The 22,689-nt window shown below is 58.9% G+C and carries 20 protein-coding genes; 12 read left to right on the top strand and 8 right to left on the bottom strand.

What is annotated here, in order from left to right; all coding sequences use genetic code 11:
- Positions 1–22 precede the first annotated feature (22 nt).
- From AABC73_RS19245 to sthA, 3 genes are all read left to right on the top strand, one after another.
- Entirely contained in the window at positions 23–4,570 is a 4,548-nt protein-coding gene (locus AABC73_RS19245) for a DUF6543 domain-containing protein (RefSeq protein ID WP_341520519.1), read from the top strand.
- A 225-nt stretch (positions 4,571–4,795) separates the two neighbouring features.
- Entirely contained in the window at positions 4,796–5,749 is a 954-nt protein-coding gene (locus AABC73_RS19240; protein ID WP_341524283.1) for an FAD:protein FMN transferase, read from the top strand.
- Positions 5,750–5,871: 122 nt separating this feature from the next.
- Positions 5,872–7,266 carry a Si-specific NAD(P)(+) transhydrogenase gene (gene sthA / locus AABC73_RS19235; RefSeq protein WP_341520518.1) on the top strand — a complete coding sequence of 465 codons (1,395 nt, stop codon included), beginning with the start codon at positions 5,872–5,874 and terminating at the stop codon, positions 7,264–7,266.
- 42 nt (positions 7,267–7,308) lie between these two features.
- Here the strand turns inward: sthA and AABC73_RS19230 are convergent, their stop codons facing one another.
- Positions 7,309–8,031 (bottom strand): glycerophosphodiester phosphodiesterase family protein, encoded by a 723-nt coding sequence (locus AABC73_RS19230; protein WP_020294115.1) that lies wholly within the window; start codon positions 8,029–8,031, stop codon positions 7,309–7,311.
- An 84-nt stretch (positions 8,032–8,115) separates the two neighbouring features.
- Positions 8,116–8,703, bottom strand: coding sequence for a PilZ domain-containing protein (locus AABC73_RS19225; protein WP_341520517.1), 588 nt, complete (start codon positions 8,701–8,703; stop codon positions 8,116–8,118).
- A gap of 126 nt (positions 8,704–8,829) precedes the next feature.
- Between AABC73_RS19225 and AABC73_RS19220 the strand changes: the two genes are divergently transcribed.
- The 3 genes from AABC73_RS19220 (at position 8,830) to AABC73_RS19210 (ending at position 12,089) form a co-directional block, all read left to right on the top strand.
- Positions 8,830–10,080 carry a lipoprotein-releasing ABC transporter permease subunit gene (locus tag AABC73_RS19220; protein ID WP_341520516.1) on the top strand — a complete coding sequence of 417 codons (1,251 nt, stop codon included), beginning with the start codon at positions 8,830–8,832 and terminating at the stop codon, positions 10,078–10,080.
- Between the two features lie 7 nt (positions 10,081–10,087).
- Positions 10,088–10,771 (top strand): lipoprotein-releasing ABC transporter ATP-binding protein LolD, encoded by a 684-nt coding sequence (gene lolD, locus AABC73_RS19215; protein ID WP_341520515.1) that lies wholly within the window; start codon positions 10,088–10,090, stop codon positions 10,769–10,771.
- Between the two features lie 73 nt (positions 10,772–10,844).
- Entirely contained in the window at positions 10,845–12,089 is a 1,245-nt protein-coding gene (locus AABC73_RS19210; protein WP_341520514.1) for a lipoprotein-releasing ABC transporter permease subunit, read from the top strand.
- 381 nt (positions 12,090–12,470) lie between these two features.
- Here the strand turns inward: AABC73_RS19210 and AABC73_RS19205 are convergent, their stop codons facing one another.
- On the bottom strand, positions 12,471–13,823 hold the full coding sequence (locus tag AABC73_RS19205; RefSeq protein ID WP_341520513.1) for a heavy metal sensor histidine kinase: 1,353 nt from the start codon (positions 13,821–13,823) through the stop codon (positions 12,471–12,473).
- Positions 13,820–14,500: a heavy metal response regulator transcription factor gene (locus AABC73_RS19200; RefSeq protein WP_341520512.1), complete on the bottom strand. Its 681-nt coding sequence runs from the start codon at positions 14,498–14,500 to the stop codon at positions 13,820–13,822. The genes AABC73_RS19205 and AABC73_RS19200 overlap by 4 nt, the downstream gene beginning before the upstream one ends.
- A 152-nt stretch (positions 14,501–14,652) precedes the next feature.
- Between AABC73_RS19200 and AABC73_RS19195 the strand changes: the two genes are divergently transcribed.
- Complete coding sequence (locus tag AABC73_RS19195) at positions 14,653–15,177, top strand: cupredoxin family protein (RefSeq protein WP_341520511.1); 525 nt, start codon at positions 14,653–14,655, stop codon at positions 15,175–15,177.
- Positions 15,178–15,250: 73 nt separating this feature from the next.
- On the top strand, positions 15,251–16,081 hold the full coding sequence (queF, locus tag AABC73_RS19190) for an NADPH-dependent 7-cyano-7-deazaguanine reductase QueF (RefSeq protein ID WP_341520510.1): 831 nt from the start codon (positions 15,251–15,253) through the stop codon (positions 16,079–16,081).
- 118 nt (positions 16,082–16,199) lie between these two features.
- Here queF and AABC73_RS19185 read toward each other — a convergent pair whose 3' ends face one another.
- Both AABC73_RS19185 and AABC73_RS19180 read right to left on the bottom strand, forming a co-directional pair.
- Positions 16,200–16,463 (bottom strand): DUF4404 family protein, encoded by a 264-nt coding sequence (locus tag AABC73_RS19185; protein WP_341520509.1) that lies wholly within the window; start codon positions 16,461–16,463, stop codon positions 16,200–16,202.
- A gap of 125 nt (positions 16,464–16,588) precedes the next feature.
- A complete protein-coding gene (locus AABC73_RS19180) occupies positions 16,589–17,194 on the bottom strand; it encodes an HAD family phosphatase (RefSeq protein WP_341520508.1) in 606 nt (201 codons plus the stop codon).
- A gap of 206 nt (positions 17,195–17,400) precedes the next feature.
- Between AABC73_RS19180 and AABC73_RS19175 the strand changes: the two genes are divergently transcribed.
- On the top strand, positions 17,401–18,102 hold the full coding sequence (locus AABC73_RS19175; protein ID WP_341520507.1) for a VacJ family lipoprotein: 702 nt from the start codon (positions 17,401–17,403) through the stop codon (positions 18,100–18,102).
- 78 nt (positions 18,103–18,180) lie between these two features.
- On the opposite strand, the gene AABC73_RS19170 is transcribed toward AABC73_RS19175, so the two are convergent.
- Entirely contained in the window at positions 18,181–18,480 is a 300-nt protein-coding gene (locus AABC73_RS19170) for a PilZ domain-containing protein (protein ID WP_331151372.1), read from the bottom strand.
- Positions 18,481–18,743: 263 nt separating this feature from the next.
- Here AABC73_RS19170 and rssB point away from each other — a divergent pair, with 263 nt between their 5' ends.
- Both rssB and rssC read left to right on the top strand, forming a co-directional pair.
- Complete coding sequence (gene rssB, locus AABC73_RS19165; protein WP_341520506.1) at positions 18,744–19,928, top strand: two-component system response regulator RssB; 1,185 nt, start codon at positions 18,744–18,746, stop codon at positions 19,926–19,928.
- Positions 19,925–20,407 (top strand): anti-sigma factor antagonist RssC, encoded by a 483-nt coding sequence (gene rssC / locus AABC73_RS19160; protein ID WP_020294101.1) that lies wholly within the window; start codon positions 19,925–19,927, stop codon positions 20,405–20,407. Before rssB ends, rssC begins: the two co-directional genes overlap by 4 nt.
- An 85-nt stretch (positions 20,408–20,492) precedes the next feature.
- On the opposite strand, the gene tal is transcribed toward rssC, so the two are convergent.
- The gene (gene tal, locus AABC73_RS19155; protein WP_341520505.1) at positions 20,493–21,419 is read right to left on the bottom strand and encodes a transaldolase; all 927 of its coding nucleotides are present in this window, start codon (positions 21,417–21,419) and stop codon (positions 20,493–20,495) included.
- Positions 21,420–21,687: 268 nt separating this feature from the next.
- Between tal and dusA the strand changes: the two genes are divergently transcribed.
- A complete protein-coding gene (gene dusA / locus AABC73_RS19150) occupies positions 21,688–22,671 on the top strand; it encodes a tRNA dihydrouridine(20/20a) synthase DusA (RefSeq protein ID WP_341524282.1) in 984 nt (327 codons plus the stop codon).
- The last annotated feature ends 18 nt before the right edge of the window (positions 22,672–22,689 follow it).

Here is a 22,689-nt window from a genome sequence, read left to right as displayed (position 1 = left end):
TTCACAAGCAAGCTGGAATCACATGACTATTGCCTTAGATGTTGCAGAACAATTTGCTCACCGGCCGACCCTGCGCAGCGTGGCCAGCGCCGCCTTGCGGGACGGGTTGCGCGAGCTGTATCCGACGCTGACCATCGACCCGGAGGTCGCAACGCTCGCACATGCGGCAAAAACCCTTACCGACTGCCTGCTGGACCATTTCGCCGAGCAATCGACGGTCAAGTGGTGGCCGGAGCAAACCACGCTGTTGTCCAGGTCGGAAGACGCTACGCCGCTACCGGTGGATATCAACCAGGTCGGAGCACTGGTCGACCGGATCGCTTTAGGCTTGTTCGATTATTTCAAGCAGGCCCTGGTGGATTACTGGCACAGCTGCGCGGTCGACGGCGCTGGTTGCCGCAATCGCTGGGCCTGGCTGGCTGAACGGGTCTGGCAGCAAATAACCGACGGGTTGAATGCAACGCCCCCGCGCCCGGCGGATGCCGACGCCCGGCAGTTGCTGCACGACATCATTCGCTTTCCGTTCAAGCTCGACCGGCAACTGACGCTGGTACGAGCGCCGGTGCCTCGGGTGTGTATTGTTCAACTCAAAGCCGGGACGCAAACGGCGGTGAGGGTGCTGCCCGCACTGGTGGTTTTCAGTGGTGAGCGAGTGCTGATGTGTGGGATATCAGGACGCTGCGAGTTCTGGCCCTCACTGCATGCGTGGGAGCAGAGTCTGGCGCGCCTGCTCGCAGCTGATAGCCAGGTGCGCGAAGTTGAGTGGACGGCATACGAGCCTGAAGACGATATTTTCGAGGTGCTGACCCAGGCGCGTCTCGAAAGCCAACTGGCTGATATCGAGCAAATCAAGGACGAGCATTTTTACCCGCTCGACTACCTGGAACAGGCACTCTCAGCGGTTACTGACGTCAGCAGCTGGTTTCAGGCCGAGGAAGAACAGGTCAGCCCTTCGCCGGTAAGCCTTGATCACTTGCCGCATTGGCTCATCGGTGCATCGCAGGTCGACCGGGCTGCATACGGCCATCTGCTGACCGAACTGGCGGTGGTCCAGCGTCAGGCAGATGGCAGGTTTTTCAATGATGATCTGCCGCCGATTCTTGAGTTTGCAACTACGGCATTGACTGAAGAAATCCGCAAGGACCACCCGGATTCCATGGGTTTTCCCGTCGGACATGTTCGGGTGAGGATCGATAAGGTCATCGCCGAAGCTGTTCCGGGAGGTGGTCAGCCGTTTGCGGTGGGCAGTGTCGAACCGGTTTACATGACGCTCGCCGAGTTTGCCCTGGAGAATCTGGCCGGCTTGCCCGCCGGAAACATCTCGCTGGGGCGCACCGATTCAGGTGATTTGCCGGGCTGGATGACCGCTGGCTATCTGCGGCAACTGGTAATCCGCGCCGACATTGGCCAGGTTTATCCGGATTTGCTCAAGCGCTGTCTGGTCACCGACACCGCGCAAGCGCAACGACGGGAGCGGCTGTTTGCCGATCAGCTGCGTGTGCAACTGCCGCTGCTGGCGCTGGAACTGAAAATGAAGGGGCAGTTGAGTCAGGCTGCCTGGCAAACGGTCGACGCCATCATGCGACCGCGTGCGGCCCAGCGCAAAGTGGGCGCTCAGCGCGTTGTCATGCGTCCACTGGCGTTCGTCAGCGCTCCCGGGCGGAGCGCCGACGTCGTCGCCAATATGTTTGTGATCGGGCCTGCCGACATCCGTTCCGCTCCGCACGTGCTCTATCGGCCTTTGGCGCGTACGCCGTTGACCGAATTCCCCGACTGGTCGGCCTTGCTGGCGGGCATCGCGCAACCCGGTGCCTTGCAGAACAGCGTCCTGATCTGGCTCAGCGACACTGCGCGCCCGATCTACGCCAATGGCGGTTTCGTCGAGCCGCACATTGTCCGTTTTGGCCTTGGCTCCGAGTTCGCCTCGCTGGAGCGCCCTCGGCCTGCGGCGTTAGCTATCGATTGGGTCAGCGAAGATATCTTGAGCACGCTGTTCAATGCCAATGCTCAAACGTTGATCGCCCTGGCGGATCGCAACGCGATTTCCAATTCGGAAAACCGCTGGATGATGCTCAAGGAAGGCGGCTGGTTGCTGCTCAACACCCTGTTGCCGCTGATTGGCGGCACAGTTGCCAACGCATTGTGGCTCGGTCAATTGCTGGCAAGTGTCAACCAGTTGCTCGCCACACCTGCCACCGTGGATGCCCGAGTTCGCTCGGCGGTGCTTGCCGATTTGCTGATGAACATTTCATTACTATTGCTTCATCACGGTCTTGCCCTGCGCAGTGCGGCACGTTGGCGTTTGCCGGCGCCGACCCACTTGTTGGCGGAGCCCGCGCAAGCTGCACCGGTGGTCGTTCGTCAGGCATCACCTCATACGAGTGCACTGCTGGCCGATGCGCAGACCCTTCTGGACTTCTCCTGGTCACGACCGGTCAATCGACTCACCGAGCGGCAAAACAGGCAGTTGGAGCGGTTCAAATACTGGCCGCATCCGCATCTGGGGGAAAAATTGACCCATGGGCCTCATTCCGGGCTGTATGCCTACAAGGATGAATGGCTGGTCTGGGTCGGCACCGACCTGTTCCGTGTCGTTGTCGATGAGGAAGGTGTCGTGGTGGTGCGTGCCAATGATCCGTCATTCAGGGGGCCGCATCTGGTGCGGGACGCAGAGCACTGGCGTTTTGACCTCGGCTTGCGGTTGCGCGGTGGCGGTCCGAAAAAGACCCTGCGTAAGCTGGCTGAGGAAAATGCCGCGAATGTGGCTCGTATCGACGAGCAGGTAGCCTTGCTGGATAGCCGCAAGACGGCGCTGTTTGGGAGAGTTGCCGGATATTACGAACAATTACGGACGGCGAAGGGTGAGGTTCGACCGTTATTTTTCGATCGAAGTGAGAGCGAATTGACGGAGTTGGTCGACGTTGTGCAACAGCGGCTCGAATTGTCGCGGCAGCTCAGGCCGGGAGACCGGCTGCCTGAACGGGACGAAGCCGCAGAAATCAAGCGGCTGGCCAGTCATGTGGTGTGTCTGGAATTTATCCTGGTGGAAGAAAACCTCCACGTGATCAGGGATTCCATTGGGTTGCAGTTGAGTCAGGCTAATAGTTTTGTAGTGGCCGGCAACGTCGACGTCTATATCGATATGTTCAAAAAGTTGCTGGCCAATCAGGCGCGCGGGCTGCACTGGTCGCAAGTGCGTGAATCGCTTTGGTCCCGGTTGCGCGCGGTGCCGAAGGTCGGAGAGCAGTGCTGGCGCAACGAGGTTCTAGAGCTTCAAAGGGCGAAACTTTTTACCAGTCAGGAATGGAGGACCCAGCGAATGATGTCGTTGCTGGAACTGTGTTTCAGCAAGGCCGATATTCTCGAGGAGGACGAACTGAGTATGTTGAAAGCGCTGCGTGTAGACAAGGATCTGCACGGCGCATTCATATCCCAGGCTGAGCTGGACAAACCCAATGACTACTCTGTGCAGGAACAGATTGAGGTCCTGGAGAGTGCGTTGCGTGAGTACGACAAAGCTTTGGATATAGCAGCCTATGTGGAGTCAGCGGGGCTGGCCGTTGAGCAGGGCGATTACTTTGAACAGTTCTTCCGCGACTTCACGTTGCTGCGCGAGTCGACCGAAACCCGCCTGACCGCGTTAATTCATGACCAGCTGGAGTCTGCAGCGGTGGTCATTGCGCAGGTGCCTCGTGTACCACAGCCTGACAAACGGATTGTCAGAACTCGAGACCACCGCGCTTTTGTCGGACGGCTGCGCGAAGGCGGCAGCGATTCGCCCGAACCGGTGGTTGACGTCACCAATCCGCTGACCAATGAAGTAATCACTTCGTGGCACCAGCATGCCGACGGCGATTGGGTGGAAATCGAGACGGTACCACCTGCCGAGGTGCCGGCAACGCCTAAACCGGTATTGCCAGCACCGGGCGAACTGAAGAAACAGGCCCAGGTCCTGCTGGACAGCGTCGAGGGCTCGATTGCCACCGCTCGTCAGCAATCCACGCGCGTGTACGAACCTGAAGACATCGAAGACATCCTGGTTTTCAAGGCGCAAAAACTCACCGCGCTTGCCGAACAGATGATGCAAAGCGCCAGCGATGCTCGAACACCGGCGCCGATCTCGTCGCAATTGACCCAGACGGTGAGCGATTTGCGTACGGCCGCCGCCCGGTTGACCAGCGAAGGCAGGAATCTGCGCGTCGCAATGATCAAGGTGCAGCCGCCAACCGCAGCACGCGTCAGCTATTTGCACCGACAAAATGAGGTGAATATTGCCCGGGTTGATGGCCGCAAGAACATGTCCGGAAGCAAGCGCGATGATTTTATTCAGGAGTACTCTTTGCGTGACCGGGACCATCAGCTGTTGTGGTGGGCACATTTTCACTACGCTGCCGAAGATGCGGATGCCCAGTCATTCACCGCAGCCCACCTGAAATTGCCAGACCAGCGCCTGCTCGGCTACAAGGCGCTGGTGCGTGCCGCAAAAGATAACCGGGAAGTGGTCAACATTTATCGCAGCACAATCGGCAAGGAGGTGGCGCAGCGATTGTTTCTGGTGCTGGCGCGCTGAATCCACAGGCAGGCCTTGTCCGCATTTGTGTGGGCAAGGCACTCTCCTGGCCTTTTTTCGATCTCACATGGTTGCGTTGAACAGGAGGGTCTTTTGAACTTGCGGAAACTGGATTTGCTGCGCGGTTGTGCCTTCGGGCTTTTATCAGTTGGCCTGGCGGGCTGTGATTCAGGCGCTGATCCGAGGGCGCAAGGTTCCCGGCTGGAAAGTTTTGGCGGGCCGACCATGGGCAGCAGTTATTCGGTCAGCTATGTACGCCGGGCCGATCAGCCCGGTGTAGCGGCAGTGCAGCCCGAAGTCCAGGCGATACTGGCCGAAGTTGACCGGCAAATGTCCACCTGGCGCAGCGATTCGGACATCGAGCGTTTCAACGCCTTGCCCGCCGACAGTTGCCAGGCGATGCCGGAGCCGGTTCTGCAACTGGTTCGCCTCGGCGAGCAGCTGTCCCAGACAAGCGAAGGGCGCTACGACCTGACCGTCGAGCCTTTGCTGAATCTATGGGGCTTCGGCCCGCAATCCCGAACGGAGCAAGTGCCGGACGCTGACCAATTGGCCCAGGCGCGGCGACGCGTCGGTCATCAGCACTTGCGCATCGAGGACCAGCGCTTGTGCAAGGATGCTGCGGTGGAGGTCGACTTCAACAGCATCGCCGCCGGCTATGCGGTTGACCGGATCAGCGCTCGAATTCAAGCCCTGGGTATCAAGGATTATCTGGTCGAGGCCACCGGCGAGCTCAAGGCCGTTGGCAAAAAGGCCGACGGCTCGCCCTGGCTTATAGGTCTGGAACAGCCTCGGGATGATCAGCGGATTGCCCAGCGCGTCATCGCCCTTGATGGTTATGGGGTTTCCACGTCCGGCGACTACCGCAAGTATTTCCTGCGCGACGGTCATCGCTATTCACACACCCTGGATGCGTTGACCGGGGCGCCGGTCGAGCAGGCGTTGGCGTCGGTCACGGTTATGCATCCTTCGGCACTGATGGCTGACGGGCTGTCAACCTTGCTGCTGATTCTCGGCCCGGAACGCGGTTGGGATTACGCCGAACAGCACCATGTCGCCGCTTTTTTTGTGATTCGTGACGGCAAGGGCTTTATCATTCGCAGCAATCGCGCCTTTGATCAATTGTCGGGAGGTGATGCAGTGCCGACAAAATTGGCTAACGACGCGACCAAGGGTTAATGTTCCCCGCCTCGGCGCAGGTTTAGACTGCGCCTCGAGTTTCGATCCTTCATGTCGCTGGCCGCGATGTGATTTAGCCAGAGATGCCAGAGTGGCAGCTCGGCCTGTTCTAAGGAGTACGCATGGCTGTCTACAACTACGACGTAGTGGTACTGGGTTCCGGCCCTGCTGGTGAAGGCGCGGCAATGAATGCCGCCAAGGCGGGACGCAAGGTTGCGATGGTCGATAGCCGTCGGCAGGTCGGCGGCAATTGCACTCACCTGGGAACCATCCCGTCCAAGGCATTGCGTCATTCGGTCAAGCAGATCATCCACTTCAACACCAACCCGATGTTCCGGGCCATTGGCGAGCCGCGCTGGTTTTCGTTTCCGGATGTGTTGAAAAACGCTGAAATTGTCATCGCCAAACAAGTCTCGTCGCGCACCGGCTACTACGCTCGCAACCGCGTCGACGTGTTCTTCGGCACTGGCAGTTTCGCCGACGAGCGCAGCATCGATGTGGTGTGCCCCAACGGCGTCGTGGAAAAACTCGTCGCCAACCAGATCATCATCGCCACAGGCTCGCGACCTTATCGTCCAGCCGATATCGATTTTTCTCACAAGCGTATCTACGACAGCGACACCATCCTCAGCCTGGGCCACACGCCGCGCAAACTGATTATCTATGGTGCCGGTGTCATCGGCTGTGAATACGCCTCGATCTTCAGCGGACTGGGCGTGATGGTCGAGCTGGTGGATAACCGCGACCAGTTGCTGAGCTTCCTGGATTCGGAAATTGCCCAGGCGTTGAGTTATCACTTCAGCAACAACAATGTGATGGTTCGCCACAACGAAGAGTATGAAAAGGTCGAAGGTCTGGATAACGGCGTGATCCTGCACCTCAAATCCGGCAAGAAGATCAAGGCCGATGCCTTGCTCTGGTGCAACGGCCGTACCGGCAATACTGACAAGCTGGGCCTGGAGAACGTTGGCATCAAGGCTAATGGTCGTGGCCAGATCGAAGTCGACGACAACTATCGCACCAGCGTGCAGAACATCTATGGCGCAGGCGATGTGATTGGCTGGCCGAGCCTGGCCAGTGCTGCGTATGACCAGGGTCGTTCAGCGGCCGGCAGCATGGTGGATAACGGCAGCTGGCGTTATGTGAATGACGTGCCGACCGGGATTTACACGATTCCGGAGATCAGCTCCATCGGCAAGAACGAACACGAACTGACCCAGGCCAAGGTGCCGTACGAAGTGGGCAAGGCGTTCTTCAAGGGCATGGCGCGGGCGCAGATTTCCGGCGAGCGGGTCGGCATGCTGAAGATCCTGTTTCACCGTGAAACCCTGGAAGTGCTGGGCGTGCATTGCTTCGGCGACCAGGCGTCCGAGATCGTCCACATCGGTCAGGCAATCATGAACCAGCCCGGCGAAGCCAACACCATGAAGTATTTCGTCAACACCACGTTCAACTACCCGACCATGGCCGAAGCCTATCGGGTCGCTGCTTATGATGGCCTCAACCGGCTTTTTTAAGCGACTCCGGCCGGTGGCCTGAGCCGGCCGGGGAGACCGATTTCAGTAATTCCCGAGCGTGGCGCTGGCCAAACCGGGAAAGTCTGTAATCAGGCTGTCTACGCCGAAGTCGGCGAGCCTGCGCATCAGCGCGGGTTCGTTGACTGTCCAGACCGACACATGCAAACCCTGATTCTGGGCTTTCTTCAGCCGCTCCGGGGTGCACAGCGTCCAGTTCAACGCGAGAATCTCGCAGCCATAGCTTTGCGCGACCTTCAAGGGGTCCAGCCAGGCATATTCGGCAACCAGCCCGCGCGCGATATCCGGTGTCAGGTCCAATGCCGCACGCAATACTTCCCGTGAACTCGAGGTGATGGTGATCTTGTCCAGCAGGCCATGGCGCTGCGCAAGTTCGCGTATCGCCAGCACTGTCGTGGCCGCACGGGTGCGCGAGGCGCTTTTGACTTCCAGCTGCCAATGCTCAAAGTCGCATTTCTCGAACAGTTCTTCGAGGGTCGGAATCGGGCAAGGATTGACCCAGCCCGGGCCGCCCTTGCGCGCGTCGTAAGTCACCAGATCCGCCGCCACATGTTCGTTGACCTTACCGCGTCGGTCGGTGGTGCGTTTAAGGGTTGGATCGTGAATGACCATCAACTCGCCGTCACGGGACAAGTGCAAATCCAGTTCGCAACGGCGCACACCGTGCTTGAGGCATTCCTGGAAACTGGTCAGGGTGTTTTCCGGTGCTTCGCCTTTGGCGCCGCGGTGGCCATAAATAAGGGTCACGTTTACTCCTGGTGGCCTTCAAGGCGTCGTTCTTGCTGCGAGTGCAGTCAGGTCTATCTGGGAAATGGGCAGAATGTTCAGCGATCAGGCGTCCGGCAACTCCTGCTGCTCAAGCGCTTGACGTCGCTGCTGGGCTTGTCGTTGCAAAATGTATCGGGCAAGCAGCTGGCGTTGTGAATCCGGCAGCTCGATAAACTCGGTGCCGACATCGAATTCGCCACCTGCCAGCGTATCGCAATGAGTGACTTTGGCGTGCAGCATCAGTGCCGACGCCTGCGGCATCAGCACCATTTTGATCGACAGTTGCGCATCGAGTGCGTACGCCTGGGGCGACGAAAATTGCACGCCGCCTTCGGATATGATCACTGGCTGCGGGGCGCCCAGCTTGGCCAGCGCTGTTTGCGCGACCACCTGGCCGAGCAGATCGATGCGCTTGCTCAGCGACTTGAGCAGGCTGCTCAACACCCGGTCACGCTCGTCCAGCTGACGCAGCAAATGCTGGGATTCGAACTCACTGATATGCAGTTCGCTGAGCAGCTCAAAGAGGCCCGAGGTCTCGCGCATGGCTTTCAGGTCAGCCGTATCGGCACCGGCCAGCAGGTTAATTTCCAGTGCGACGCTGTCCTCGATACGGTAGTATTCGCGGCGTTCTTCTTCATCTAATGTCGACATGGCGAACCCATGGTAGCGGCGGTTGTCATAGTGATTGCTCAGCAATGCTCAGAGTGTTTTCGAGTGTAGAGCTGCGCGCCAAGGCCCGCCACAAGGACGTTCCCATTCCTCCGAACAAGTCCCTAAATGTTCAGACCTCTTTTTGTATTCATCGGCACGCGTTATACCCGTGCAAAACGCCGTAACCATTTCGTCTCCTTTATTTCGCTGACTTCCATGATCGGACTCGCCCTTGGCGTAGTGGTGATGATAGTCGTGTTATCGGTCATGAACGGTTTCGATCACGAAATGCGTACCCGCGTTCTGGGCATGGTGCCGCACGCGACCATCGAGTCCGCCGAGCCCATCAACGACTGGAAAGCCCTGGCCGACAAGGTCAAGCGCAACCCGCAGGTGCTGGCCGTTGCGCCATTCACCCAGATGCAGGGCCTGCTGACCAGTAATGGCAACGTGCAAAAAGTCTTGCTCAATGCCATCGACCCGGTTCAGGAGCGTAAAGTTTCGATCGTCGACAACTTCATGAAACAGGGCAAGCTCGACGATCTGGTTCCCGGCAGCTTCGGCATCGTCATTGGCGACAAGGCCGCGACCAAGCTGGGCGTGAAGATGGGCGACAAGCTGACCTTCGTAGCACCGGAAATCACGGTGACGCCGGCCGGCATGTTCCCGCGCATGAAGCGCTTCACGGTAGTCGGCATTTTCCATGTTGGCGCTGGCGAACTGGACGGCTATCTGGGCCTGACCAATCTGGATGACATTGCCAAACTGCATCGCTGGAAGCCCGAGCAGGTGCAAGGTCTGCGCCTCAAGTTCGACGACCTGTTCAAGGCACCGCGCACCGCTTACGAGATCGCGCAAACCCTCGGCGAGCATCAGTATTACGCCCGCGACTGGACGCGCACCCACGGCAATCTGTATCAGGCGATCCGTATGGAAAAAGCCATGATCGGCCTGCTTCTGTTGCTGATCGTCGCCGTCGCCGCGTTCAACATCATTTCCACGCTGGTCATGGTGGTGAATGACAAGAAAGGCGACATCGCCATCCTGCGCACCCTGGGTTCCACGCCAGGGCAGATCATGGCGATCTTCATGGTGCAGGGCACCGTGATCGGCGTGGTCGGGACGCTCATTGGCGCCGTGCTGGGGATTTTTGCCGCGCTGAACGTCAGTGCCGCGATTTCCGCCCTCGAAGGCCTGATCGGCCACAAGTTTCTCAATGCCGACGTGTACTTCATCGACTACCTGCCATCGCAGCTGTTGGCCGAAGATGTGTTGCTGGTCTGCGGCGCCGCATTGATCCTGAGTTTTCTCGCCACCTTGTATCCGGCCTGGCGCGCAGCGCGCACGCAGCCGGCGGAGGCGTTACGTTATGAGTGAGTCGGGCATGAGTGATAAAGCAGTTTTGAGTTGCCGTAACCTGGGCAAATCCTACGAGGAAGGTCCGGAATCAGTAGTAGTTCTGGCCAACCTGCAGCTTGAGTTGTTTCCGGGGGAGCGCGTAGCCATTGTCGGCAGTTCGGGTTCCGGCAAGAGTACCTTGCTGAACATGCTCGGCGGGCTGGATACACCGTCCACCGGCAGTGTCTGGCTGGCCGGCGAAGAGCTATCGGCGCTGGGCGAAAAAGCCCGTGGCCTGTTGCGTAACCGCTCGCTGGGTTTCGTCTATCAGTTTCATCACCTGTTGCCCGAGTTCACCGCGCTGGAAAACGTCTGCATGCCGCTGCTGATCGGCAAGACCGCGATCCCGAAAGCCCGGCAACAGGCCACGGCGCTGCTGGAACGCGTTGGCCTGGGGCATCGTTTGCAGCACAAGCCTTCGGAATTGTCTGGCGGTGAGCGTCAGCGCGTGGCGATTGCTCGTGCGCTGGTCAATCAGCCGGGTCTGGTGATGCTTGATGAGCCGACCGGCAACCTCGACCATCACACAGCCCAAGGTATTCAGGATCTGATGCTGGAGTTGAGCACCTCGTCGCGCACCGCGTTTCTGGTGGTGACTCATGACATGAGCCTGGCGCGGCAGATGGATCGCGTGTTGCGTCTGGAAGATGGCCACCTGGTCGCCGCCTGATCGCGCAATCCGGCGCAGCTGAGCGCGCCGGGTCACTTTTTCTGCGGCATTTTTTTGCTACGGTGTTATTCGAATGTTCCGACCGTTATCGATTTTCATAGGCGCGCGCTACACCCGTGCCAAGCGCCGCAACCGATTTGTCTCGTTCATTTCCATGACCTCGATGATCGGGCTGGCGCTGGGCGTGCTGGCGATGATCGTCGTGCTGTCGGTGATGAATGGCTTCCAGCGCGAAATGAGCTCGCGGATTCTCGGCATGGTGCCCCACGCGGTCATCGCTGGCGTCACGCCGCTGGACGACTGGAAGCCGGTCGCTGCCGCCGCCTTGAAGAACCCGGAAGTGACCGCCGCCGTACCGTTTACGGAAATGGAAGGCATGCTTTCCTATAAAGGCTCGATGCAACCGATTCAAATCAGTGGCGTTGATCCTGCGCTGGAGCACGAAGTCTCGATCGTTGCGCAGCACATTGTGCAGGGCAAACTTGAAGATCTGAAAGCCGGTGAATTCGGTGTGGTCGTCGGCGAGCTGACCGCCCGGCGTTTTCGTCTCAACGTCGGCGACAAGTTGACCCTGATCGTGCCGGAAGTCAGCAGCGCGCCGGGCGGCATCACCCCGCGCCTGCAACGCCTGACCGTGGTCGGCGTGTTCAAGGTCGGTGCCGAACTCGATGGCTCGATGGCGTTGATCAACGTCGCTGACGCCGCGCAGATGCAACGCTGGCAGCCTGATCAGGTACAGGGCGTGCGTCTGGCGCTGAAAGATTTGTACGCGGCGCCGCAAGTGTCCAGCCAGATCGTCGCCGGATTGGGTGCTGATTATCGAGCCGATGACTGGACTCACACTCAGGGCAGCCTGTTCAGTGCCATGAAAATGGAAAAGACCATGATCGGTTTGTTGTTGCTGATGATCGTCGCCGTGGCCGCGTTCAACATTATTGCGACGCTGATCATGGTGGTGAACGACAAGGGCGCGGACATCGCAATCCTGCGCACCCTTGGCGCCACACCGGGACAGATCATGTCGATCTTCGTCGTGCAGGGCACGGTGATCGGTATCGTCGGCACCTTGATCGGCGGCGTACTCGGCGTGATCGCTGCCATCAACGTCAGCAGTCTGGTGGGCTGGCTGGAGCGGGTCAGCGGCCAGCACATCTTCAGTTCCGACGTGTACTTCATCAACAGCCTGCCTTCGGAGCTGCAAACCGGCGACGTGCTGCTGATCTGCAGCGCCGGTTTCATTCTGAGCTTCCTGGCGACGGTCTACCCGGCCTGGCGCGCGGCACAGATCCAGCCGGCGCATGCGTTGCGGTATGAGTGATCTGCGCGGTTAGACACATCAATTTGCAGATGCGGATTTGTAGGCGCGAATGCGGGAGATCCATGTTTGGGGTTAACCGCCAGACGCCGCCGATGTGTTGTCTGCCCCGGCGCCCTCCCGGATGAATCCGGTCCTACAGGATCGCGTCGATTTCGAAAGAGTAGGAGCGAATTCATTCGCGAGGAGGCCGGGACAGGCTCCGACTCTCTCGCTGTCTGCCCCGACGTCCTCCCGGATAAATCCGGTCCTACAGACCGCGCTGATTTCGAAAGCGTAGGAGCGAATTCATTCGCGAAGCGGCCGGGACAGGCTCCGACTCTCTCGCTGACGGCACCGACGTATTCCCGGATAAATCAGCACGCAATGGTTTGACATGTTTCATTAAATTGGCAACTCAATCACAAACCGCGTCACACCCTGAGCTGACTCGCAGCGAATCGTCCCGCCATGGGCCTGGATGATCGAGCGGGTGATCGCCAGACCCAATCCTGCATGTTCAGTGCTTTCCCGACGGGCCGGGTCGGCGCGATAGAAGCGGTCGAACAGGCGCGGCAGAATCTCGGGGTCGATCGTCGGGCCGCTGTTTTCGATGCTGATCGCAACCCCGCGTTGCGCGTTGCCCAGGCTGACCTTTATGTAGCCGTGCGCCGGGGTGAAGCGCAGGGCGTTGTCCAGCAGATTGGAAAAAACCCGACGCAGCATCGTGCGGTCGCCTATGAAGGTGGCTTGTCCTGCGCAACTCATGCTGACCTGCGCGTCTTCGGCCAGTGGCGCGAAGAACTCCAGCACCGCATTGGCTTCTTCATGCAGCTGCAAGCATTCGCGCACAGGAGTCAGCAAGCCATGCTCGGCCTTGGCGAGGTACAGCATGTCATTGACCATCTGCGCCATGCCTTGCACTTCTTCCAGATTGCCCAGCAACGCCTCGCGATAATCCTCCCGTGGGCGTTCGCGAGTCAGGATCACTTGGGTGTGGGTCAGCAAATTGGATAACGGCGTGCGCAATTCATGGGCGATGTCGGCAGAAAATGCCGAGAGGCGCTGAAAGGCATCATCCAGCCGACCGAGCATGGCGTTGAAGGCCAGGGTCAGTTCCGCCAGCTCGCTGGGCATTTGCTCTTGGGGCAGGCGAGTGGTGAGCGAACTGGCCGAAACGCTGGCGGCGATCTGGCTCATCTGGCGCAGCGGGCGTAATCCACTGCGCGCCGCCCAGGCGCCAAGCAGCGCAGTGGCCAGCGCCGACAGGCCGATGGTCAGCCAGATCAAACGCTGCATGCGTTGCAGGAAGTGCTGGTGATGGGTGATGTCGAGCATCAACGTCAGCTGTGGCGAATCCGCTGCTGGCTCCCGCAACGGCGCGCTATAGATACGATAGGCCGCATCCGAATCATTCAGCGTGTGCAGTCCGGAGTGAGCCAGTTGCTCGACCTTCAGGTTTGAATTGTCGAACCAGACCGCCCCGTCAGCGGCGCTGACCCGCAAGGCCAGGTCCGGCTGACGACCCAGTTCAGCGCGCAGTTGCGCTTCCCGGGTGATGAATCCTTCACGGGTCGATACTCCGTTCAACACATTGCGCAATTGCGGCAGTCTGCTGTCGAGCAATTGCTGGTCCAGTTCCATGAAATGGGTTTCGCTGGCGTGATTGAACAGCACGCCAGCGGTCAGGGACACCACTGCGGTGCAGGCCGCGAACAGCAACGCCAGGCGGCTGGCCAGGGAGATTCGCCGAATCACGATGGGCGCTCTTCAAGCACATAGCCCATGCCACGCACGGTATGAATGAGTTTGTTGGGGAAGTCGTCATCGATTTTCAGGCGCAGGCGGCGGATCGCGACTTCGATCACATTGGTGTCGCTGTCGAAATTCATGTCCCAGACCTGGGAAGCAATCAGCGATTTGGGCAGCACTTCGCCCTGACGACGCATGAGCAATTCGAGCAGGGCGAACTCTTTGGCGGTCAGGTCGATGCGTCTGGCGTCGCGCTCGACCCGGCGACGCAGCAAGTCCAGGCGCAGGTCGGCGAGTTGCAGATGGGTTTCCTGGACCGCGCTGCTGCCACGGCGCAGCAGGGTGCGGACCCGGGCGAGCAATTCGGAGAAGGCGAAAGGCTTGATCAAATAGTCGTCGGCGCCCAGTTCCAGGCCCTTGACCCGATCCTCTACGGCATCCCGGGCGGTCAGGAACAGCACGGGTGTCTCCAGGCCGGCGCTGCGCACGGCTTGCAGAATCTGCCAGCCGCTGCGGCCCGGCAGCATCACGTCGAGAATCAACAGCGCGTAGTCGCCGGTCAGCGCCAGATGCTGGCCCGTGCTGCCGTCAGCCACCAGTTCGGTGCTGAAACCGGCTTCGCTCAGGCCTTGACGCAGGTAATGGCCGGTTTTCGGTTGATCTTCGACGATCAGTAATTTCATGAGTGACTCATAAGCTTCAACGAAGGCTGCTTTATAGCGCGGCTGGCGTTGGCGGATACCAACCTGACAAATTTGTAATCTTGTTGTCAGCTCGCCGCCAGTGCCCGGCTTGTACTGTGTGATGATCGATTGTCGCTCATTTGGAGACACCTATGCGTTCCCTCGCACGCCTCACGCTGGTCGTTGCACTGCTGGCCGCGAGTCAGCCCTTGCTCGCATCGCCAGCGTCGTCTTTTGACTTTGGCCATGCAGCGCCTGCCACTCAGGCGACCCGCACGGTTGAACTGACCCTTGGCGATATGTATTTCGAGCCCAAATCCGTGCAGGTCAAAGCCGGTGAAACCGTGCGCTTCGTGCTGGTCAACAAAGGCCAGTTGCTCCACGAGTTCAATCTCGGCGATGCGGCGATGCACGCGCGGCATCAGCAGGAAATGCTCAAGATGCAGGAAAGCGGGATGCTGACACCAACCGGCATGAACCATAAGGACATGGCGCATGAGATGGGCGACGGCAAAATGGCCATGAAACATGACGATCCCAATAGCGTGTTCGTCGAACCCGGCAAAACCGCCGAGCTGACCTGGACCTTCGCCAAAGCCAGCAACCTGGAATTTGCCTGCAATATCCCCGGTCATTACCAGGCCGGGATGGTGGGCAAGCTGACGATCACCGAGTAGTCGCTGAAAACCGGGCATAAAGTCTATAAACTGCCGGTCTATTCCGTCCGCTTCATGTGATCCAGGTACCGTCATGCATCCCGCAGCCGAACACTCGCCGCTGGGCAAGTCCAGTGAATACATCGCCACCTACACGCCGTCGCTGCTGTTCCCCATCCCTCGCGCTGCCAAATGGGCCGAGTTGGGACTGACGGCGCAGACCTTGCCGTATCAAGGTGTCGATTTCTGGAACTGCTTCGAATTGTCCTGGCTGCTGCCTTCCGGCAAGCCGGTGGTGGCGATTGCCGAGTTCAGTATCCCGGCGGATTCGCCGAATATTATCGAATCCAAATCCTTCAAGCTGTACCTGAACTCGCTGAACCAGACGCCGTTCGCCGAGCGCGCCGAACTGGTTGCCACCCTTGAGAAGGATTTGTCCGCAGCAGCGGGCAAACCAGTGGGCGTGCGGATTCGCAGTCTGGCCGACATCGAGGCAGAGGGCGTCGCGGCGCTGTCGGGCGTTTGCATTGATGATCTGGACGTGACGATTCACAGCTACGATCGCCCGCAACCGGAATTACTGCGTTGCGATGATTCGCGCGTGGTGGCGGAGGCGGTACACAGTCACTTGCTCAAATCCAATTGCCCGGTGACCAGTCAGCCGGATTGGGGCAGCGTCGCCGTGGAATATCGCGGCGCGGCGCTGGATCACGCGAGCCTGTTGGCGTACATCGTGAGCTTCAGGCAGCATTCGGATTTTCACGAGCAATGTGTCGAACGGATTTTTCTGGATCTGCAGCGCTTGCTCAAGCCAGAGAAACTGACTGTGTACGCGCGCTACGTGCGCCGTGGCGGGCTGGACATCAACCCGTATCGCAGCACTGAGAAACTCAGCTTTGAAAATCGCCGGTTGGCGCGGCAGTAAATCGCAACAGTCTGTGGGAGCGAGCTTGCTCGCGAAGGCTTCAATACATTCAATGGGATTGTCAGCGTTTGAATGATTGTCTTCGCGAGCAAGCTCGCTCCCGCGGGAGTAAGTCAGATCAAATCCCGATATTGCCCAGGGTCACGATGATGTTGCGCAGTGTGCCGGCAATGCCTGGGTGGTCAAGTTCGAAGCGCTCTACCGCCAGATTGACGTCGTCAGCAAGATTGGAATCCTGAGTGGCGCTTTCCAGTTCGATTTGCGATTCAATCTGTTGCATCAGTTGATGCAGGTCGGCGCGCTCCTGCTCGGACAGCGGCGGGTTCTGCTCCAGTTGCTCGCGCAGGGTATTGAGTTGTTCTTGCAGTTCGCGGGCAGGCATGACGTGCTCCTTCATTGATAAGTCTGTCCCATGGACCTCGTCGCCGGGCGAAAGGTCCGCTATGGGTGTAAGACTAATCCACTACGGCGCGGCCTGCATGATGTTGATCAACGCCGAGACACTGCTCAGGGTTTTTCGCCCTTGCTGCGGCGCAGGGCAATGTCGGCCAGACAGGATTCAAACTCCCCCAGATGATCGATCACCGAATGCACGCCCAATGCGTAGAGCTGCAAGGTGGCCTGACCACGACGGTATTCGCGCTCGGCATTGCTCAGTGCTTGCCACTGCGCCTGAGACAACCCGCACAACGAGCCGCAGGACGCGAGGCCGACCGTCCATAACCCGGCGTTGAGGCCGGCCTGCAACAGTTTCGGTTCGCCACTGACCAGCACGCTGCCGTCGAGCTGATTGACGCCCAATGCCATGAGCGCCTGCCAGCAGGCGTTCGGGGCAGGCCAAGGCGTCGATGCCTTTGGCGCCGGCACGATCAATGAGGTCAGCGACCGGGCCAGCGATTCGCTGACTGCTTCCGGTAATTCGTCCAGCCACGCGCAGGGGACGCCTTGTCTACCCAGGCTTTGCAATACCTGCAACGCGCCCGCTGTAGCCTGGCCCTGGTCGCTGTTGACCAGCTTTTTCGAGGCTTGCGCGCCGAAATCCACCAGGCAGCCACTCAGGCCGAACAATACGGCGGTAAAGGCGGGCAGGGGAGCAGTGACCGGCGCAAGCATGGTGATCTCTCAGAAATACCGAGAAACGCTACTGGCCTTTTGTGACAGCGCGATGAACGTCTGATGATGGCGTTTAAAATGTTTTCCTGCTCTGACAGGCTTGGCTTCAGTGATGCTGCCTTATTTTGCCGATATGGCTTTATACTGCCCGCCTTGACGTGGGGGCGTAGCACCCGCTTGATTACTTTTGACTAGGAGTGTCAGCTATGCCCTTGACCGGTGCAGGCTTATTTGATCGTCTGGCTCAGCTATGTTTTTGTGCCGGTGTAGCGCTGGTTCCAATGGCCGCTCAGGCCGCCGAGGATGATCCATGGGAAGGCGTCAACCGCGCCATCTTCCGTTTCAATGACACGATCGATACCTATGCCTTGAAACCAATCGCCCAGGGTTATCAATACGTGACACCGCAGTTTGTCGAAGACAGCGTGCATAACTTCTTCAACAACATTGGTGATGTACGCAACCTGGCCAACAACATTCTGCAGGCTAAACCTGCCGAGGCTGGCGTGGACACAGCCCGCCTGATTTTCAACACCACCTTTGGCTTGCTGGGCTTTATCGACGTGGGGACCAAAATGGGCCTGCAACGCAGCGATGAAGACTTCGGTCAGACGCTGGGTTACTGGGGCGTAGGAAGCGGCCCGTTTGTAATGCTGCCATTGCTCGGCCCAAGCACCGTGCGTGACACGGTTGCGATTTACCCGGACACCTACACGTCGGCGTATCACTACATCGATCACGTACCGACCCGTAACAGCGCACGCGCTGTGAACGTTGTCGACACCCGCGCCAGCCTGCTGTCGGCCGAGCGCCTGATCACCGGTGACAAATACACCTTCATCCGCAACGCGTATCTGCAGAATCGCGAGTTCAAGGTCAAGGACGGTCAGGTCAAGGACGATTTCTGATCGCTCCGGCTTGAATGAATAAAGGCGACCTCAGGTCGCCTTTATTCATTGCGGAATGTGAACCCGTTCCGCTGCGGCTCAGCTCATGGACACAATGGTCAGCCCCAGTTTCTGTCCGCCGTCTTCCAGATCTGTCAGCCAGACCACTTCCGTTTCCGCCTCAAGACCTTTGAGGGCGGCGTGCTCCGAATCGATTCGGACGCTCAGCTTGTCGCCGATCCTGAAGGTGCGCGGCGCCTGGACCTGCATGCCGGAGCTGGACAAATCAATGCATACGGCGGGAATGATCTGGCCGGCGTACAGCAAGCTGATATCGGCATCCACGCGCATGCGGATGTAATCGCGCTTTTCGTCGTAGTCTCGATCATTTCGGCTCATGGTTTGTCCTTCACTTTAGTTGCTTATTTGCCTGTTCTTATAACTCTGGGTGATTTGCGATGTAAAGACGCAAAGCGACCGCCGGAGCATGCTTGAAACGCCCGGCGGATGGGAGTACCGTCTGCGCCTTGAAGGGCACCTCTGAAATGGCATGCGCAGGGCGAAAAGCACGGCGCGCGTTCAGAGAGGCTAGAAGCGAATCCAGTAAGCTGACCCGTACAACGAGTCGTTTACGCCAACCTAATCTGGCGCCGTTTGCCCACATGCAAAAAACCAGTGCCACGCTGCTGATAATCGATGACGACGAAGTGGTGCGAGCTAGCCTCGCCGCCTATTTGGAAGACAGTGGCTTCAGCGTCCTGCAAGCGAGCAATGGCTTGCAGGGTATCGAGCTGTTCGAGAAGGAAAAGCCTGATCTGGTGATCTGCGACTTGCGCATGCCCCAGATGGGTGGACTCGAACTGATCCGTCAGGTCACCAGCCTCGCTCCCGAAACGCCGGTGATCGTCGTCTCGGGCGCCGGTGTCATGAACGACGCGGTCGAAGCGCTGCGTCTGGGTGCTGCTGATTACCTGATCAAGCCTCTTGAAGACCTGGCGGTGCTCGAGCACTCGGTTCGGCGTGCGCTGGATCGCGCCCGTCTGTTGCAGGAAAACCAGGTTTATCGGCAACAACTCGAAACCGCCAATCGCGAACTCGAAGCCAGTCTTCATCTGTTGCAGGAGGACCAGGATGCCGGTCGCCAGGTGCAGATGAACATGTTGCCGATCAGCCCTTGGGCGATCGATGAATTCAAGTTTGCCCACGAGATCATCCCGTCGTTGTACCTGTCCGGGGATTTCGTCGATTACTTCCGCGTCGATGAGCGCCGGGTTGCGTTCTATCTGGCCGATGTTTCCGGGCATGGTGCTTCTTCGGCGTTTATCACGGTGCTGCTGAAGTTCATGACCACACGCCTGTTGTTCGAGTCCAAGCGCGGTGGCACATTGCCTGAATTCAAGCCGTCGGATGTGCTGGGCCATATCAACCGAGGCCTGATCAGCTGTAAGCTGGGCAAACACGTGACCATGGTGGGCGGTGTCATCGATGAAGACACCGGCAAGTTGACTTACGCGGTTGGCGGCCATTTGCCGTTGCCGGTGCTGTATACGCCCGGTGAGGCGCGTTATCTGGGCGGTCGTGGTTTGCCAGTCGGCTTGTTCAATGAGGCGACGTATCAGGACCATGAAGTTGATTTGCCGGAGTCGTTCAGCTTGACCCTGCTATCAGATGGCATTCTGGACCTTTTGCCCGGTGATACACTCAAAGAGAAAGAGGCTGTGTTACCAGAGTTGGTAAAAACGGCGGGCGGCAGCCTGGATGGTCTGCGGCAGATTTTTGGATTGGCCACGCTAGGGGAGATGCCGGATGATATCGCCTTGTTAGTGCTGAGCAGGAACCTTGAATGAGTACCGGTAGAATCCAGTTCGCCGAGCAGGACGGCACCTTCGTCCTGAAGTTCGTTGGGGAAGTGCGTCTGACCCTTTGTTCGGCTTTGGATGCGACGATTGAGCGGATCTTCACTGCGCTGAATTTTTCGGCTGTCGTCATCGATCTGACCGAAACCCGCAGCATCGACAGTACAACCCTTGGCCTGTTGGCCAAGTTGTCTATTTTGTCTCGGCAAAAGGTCGGGCTGTTGCCGACGGTCGTGACCACCCATGAAGACATCACCCGGCTTTTGCAGTCGATGGGTTTCGATCAGGTGTTCAACATCGTCGACCGTCCGATTCCGCGTCCTGAGTGCCTGACGGATCTGCCGTCCCAGGATCAGTGCGAGGAAGTGGTCAAGGCCAAGGTGCTGGAAGCGCACAAGATCCTCATGGGTCTGAACGATTCCAACCGTGAAGCCTTTCACGATCTGGTCAACGCCCTGGAACGTCACTAGCCTTTAATAACGTCAGCAAGGGCCAGCGCCAAATCGCAGGCAATAAAAAGGGCGACACCCGCGAGGGTGTCGCCCTTTAGTGCATTCAGACCTTGGCTGAGAGCAGCGCCTCGAGCTTTTCCTGATCGCGAGCGAACTGACGAATACCTTCGGCGAGTTTTTCGGTGGCCATCGCGTCTTCGTTGGAAGCCCAGCGGAACTGGCTTTCGCTCAAGGTTTGACGCGGCTCACCGGCATTGCCGGGCGCCAGCTTGCGCTGCAGCGAGCCAGTGTCGTCGGCCAGCTTCTGCAAGAGGTCGGTGCTGATGGTCAAGCGGTCGCAGCCGGCCAGCTGTTCGATCTGGCTGATATTGCGGAAGCTGGCGCCCATGACCACGGTCTTGTAGTCATTGGATTTGTAGTAGTTGTAGATGCGCGTCACCGACTGCACGCCCGGATCTTCGGCACCGACATAGTCCTTGCCTTCGGCCTTCTTGTACCAGTCGTAGATGCGGCCCACGAACGGCGAAATCAGGAACACACCGGCGTCGGCGCAGGCCTGGGCCTGGGCGAAGGAGAACAGCAGGGTCAGGTTGCACTGAATGCCTTTCTTCTCTAACACTTCGGCGGCACGGATGCCTTCCCAGGTCGAGGCCAGCTTGATCAGGATGCGATCCTTGCCGATGCCGGCCTTGTCGTAGAGGCCGACCAGGCGCTCGGCGCGTTCGATGCAGGCGTCGGTGTCGAAGGAGAGACGCGCATCGACTTCGGTGGACACGCGGCCCGGCACAACCTTGAGGATTTCCTGACCGATTGCGACAGCGAAGCGGTCACAGGCCAGGCTGATATCGCCGTTGCTGCCACTGAACGCTTCTTTCAGGCGGTCGCCGTTGCTGTCGCTCGATGCGGCTTTGAGCAGCAGGGAAGGGTTGGTGGTGGCATCGACCGGCTTGAGCTTTTCAATCGCTGCGAAATCGCCAGTGTCGGCGACAACGGTGGTGAATTCTTTGAGTTGATCCAGCTTGGAAGTCATGAGTGTGCTCTGTCCTGTGCGGTTGGATGACATTACCCGAGCATTGCCGGCCTCTCAAGCGAGCTGTGTAAATCCGCGAGAGGGCAACGCCTCGATTGTGCTGGTTTTGAGCCTCAGTCAGGCTGCTTGTTCCCGGAGATTTGCGAAACCTGGACCGCTGGCGTTCGGCGTTTTTCCCTGATGCGGGGTTCTCTTGGTAGACTTGCAGCCCTTCGCCACACAGACTTCGAGACACGTAGAGCTAATGTCACAGACAACCGCCACGCAGATGAACCCCGCCTCTACGCTTTCCCGTCGGTTTTCCGTTGCCCCCATGATGGACTGGACTGACCGCCATTGCCGGTTTTTCCTGCGCCTGCTGTCGAAAAATGCCTTGCTGTACACCGAAATGGTCACCACCGGCGCGCTGCTCAATGGCGACCACGAACGTTTTTTGCGTCACGATGAAGCCGAGCATCCGTTGGCGTTGCAACTGGGCGGCAGCGTGCCGGCCGATCTGGCGGCGTGCGCGCATCTGGCGCAGGACGCGGGATATGACGAGGTCAACCTGAACGTCGGTTGCCCAAGCGACCGGGTGCAGAACAACATGATCGGCGCCTGCCTGATGGCGCATCCGCAACTGGTGGCCGATTGCATCAAGGCCATGCAGGATCGGGTCGCGATTCCGGTCACGGTCAAGCATCGCATCGGCATCAATGGCCGGGACAGCTATGCGCAGCTGTGCGATTTCGTCGGTACCGTTCGCGAGGCGGGCTGCAGCAGTTTTACCGTGCATGCGCGGATCGCCATTCTGGAGGGATTGTCGCCCAAGGAAAACCGGGATATCCCGCCGTTGCGTTACGACGTTGTGGCGCAGCTTAAAGCGGATTTCCCCGAGCTGGAAATCATCCTCAACGGCGGTATCAAGACCCTTGAGCAATGTCAGGAACACTTGCAGATTTTCGACGGCGTGATGCTGGGTCGCGAGGCGTATCACAATCCTTATGTGCTGGCGCAGGTCGATCAGCAGCTGTTTGCCAGCAACACGCCGGTGATCAGCCGGGCTGAAGCCCTGGCAGCCTTGCGTCCTTACATCGCGGCGCATATTGCCAGCGGCGGTTCGATGCATCACATCACCCGCCATGTGCTGGGTCTGGGCCAGGGCTTTCCCGGCGCGCGACGTTTTCGCCAGTTGCTCTCGGTGGATATTCACAAAGCCGAGAATCCGCTGGCACTGCTCGATCAGGCTGCGCTGCTGCTGGAAGGTCGCTAGTTCGCAAATACCGGTGGG

Source organism: Pseudomonas sp. G.S.17, assembly GCF_038096165.1.
Classification (GTDB): domain Bacteria; phylum Pseudomonadota; class Gammaproteobacteria; order Pseudomonadales; family Pseudomonadaceae; genus Aquipseudomonas.
The sequence above is the reverse complement of the archived record's forward strand: the minus strand, read 5'-3'. Positions and strand labels throughout refer to the sequence as shown.

What these genes read in the sequence shown, in the direction of transcription:
- AABC73_RS19185 (WP_341520509.1), bottom strand. Translation starts at nt 16,463, where the DNA reads ATGCCTGCCCGCGAACTGCAAGAACAACTCAATACCCTGCGCGAGCAA.
- AABC73_RS19220 (WP_341520516.1), top strand. Translation starts at nt 8,830, where the DNA reads ATGTTCAGACCTCTTTTTGTATTCATCGGCACGCGTTATACCCGTGCA.
- AABC73_RS19170 (WP_331151372.1), bottom strand. Translation starts at nt 18,480, where the DNA reads ATGAGCCGAAATGATCGAGACTACGACGAAAAGCGCGATTACATCCGC.
- AABC73_RS19245 (WP_341520519.1), top strand. Translation starts at nt 23, where the DNA reads ATGACTATTGCCTTAGATGTTGCAGAACAATTTGCTCACCGGCCGACC.
- AABC73_RS19240 (WP_341524283.1), top strand. Translation starts at nt 4,796, where the DNA reads ATGGGCAGCAGTTATTCGGTCAGCTATGTACGCCGGGCCGATCAGCCC.
- rssB (WP_341520506.1), top strand. Translation starts at nt 18,744, where the DNA reads ATGCAAAAAACCAGTGCCACGCTGCTGATAATCGATGACGACGAAGTG.
- dusA (WP_341524282.1), top strand. Translation starts at nt 21,688, where the DNA reads ATGAACCCCGCCTCTACGCTTTCCCGTCGGTTTTCCGTTGCCCCCATG.
- rssC (WP_020294101.1), top strand. Translation starts at nt 19,925, where the DNA reads ATGAGTACCGGTAGAATCCAGTTCGCCGAGCAGGACGGCACCTTCGTC.
- queF (WP_341520510.1), top strand. Translation starts at nt 15,251, where the DNA reads ATGCATCCCGCAGCCGAACACTCGCCGCTGGGCAAGTCCAGTGAATAC.
- AABC73_RS19175 (WP_341520507.1), top strand. Translation starts at nt 17,401, where the DNA reads ATGCCCTTGACCGGTGCAGGCTTATTTGATCGTCTGGCTCAGCTATGT.
- tal (WP_341520505.1), bottom strand. Translation starts at nt 21,419, where the DNA reads ATGACTTCCAAGCTGGATCAACTCAAAGAATTCACCACCGTTGTCGCC.
- AABC73_RS19180 (WP_341520508.1), bottom strand. Translation starts at nt 17,194, where the DNA reads ATGCTTGCGCCGGTCACTGCTCCCCTGCCCGCCTTTACCGCCGTATTG.
- AABC73_RS19210 (WP_341520514.1), top strand. Translation starts at nt 10,845, where the DNA reads ATGTTCCGACCGTTATCGATTTTCATAGGCGCGCGCTACACCCGTGCC.
- AABC73_RS19225 (WP_341520517.1), bottom strand. Translation starts at nt 8,703, where the DNA reads ATGTCGACATTAGATGAAGAAGAACGCCGCGAATACTACCGTATCGAG.
- sthA (WP_341520518.1), top strand. Translation starts at nt 5,872, where the DNA reads ATGGCTGTCTACAACTACGACGTAGTGGTACTGGGTTCCGGCCCTGCT.
- lolD (WP_341520515.1), top strand. Translation starts at nt 10,088, where the DNA reads ATGAGTGATAAAGCAGTTTTGAGTTGCCGTAACCTGGGCAAATCCTAC.
- AABC73_RS19200 (WP_341520512.1), bottom strand. Translation starts at nt 14,500, where the DNA reads ATGAAATTACTGATCGTCGAAGATCAACCGAAAACCGGCCATTACCTG.
- AABC73_RS19195 (WP_341520511.1), top strand. Translation starts at nt 14,653, where the DNA reads ATGCGTTCCCTCGCACGCCTCACGCTGGTCGTTGCACTGCTGGCCGCG.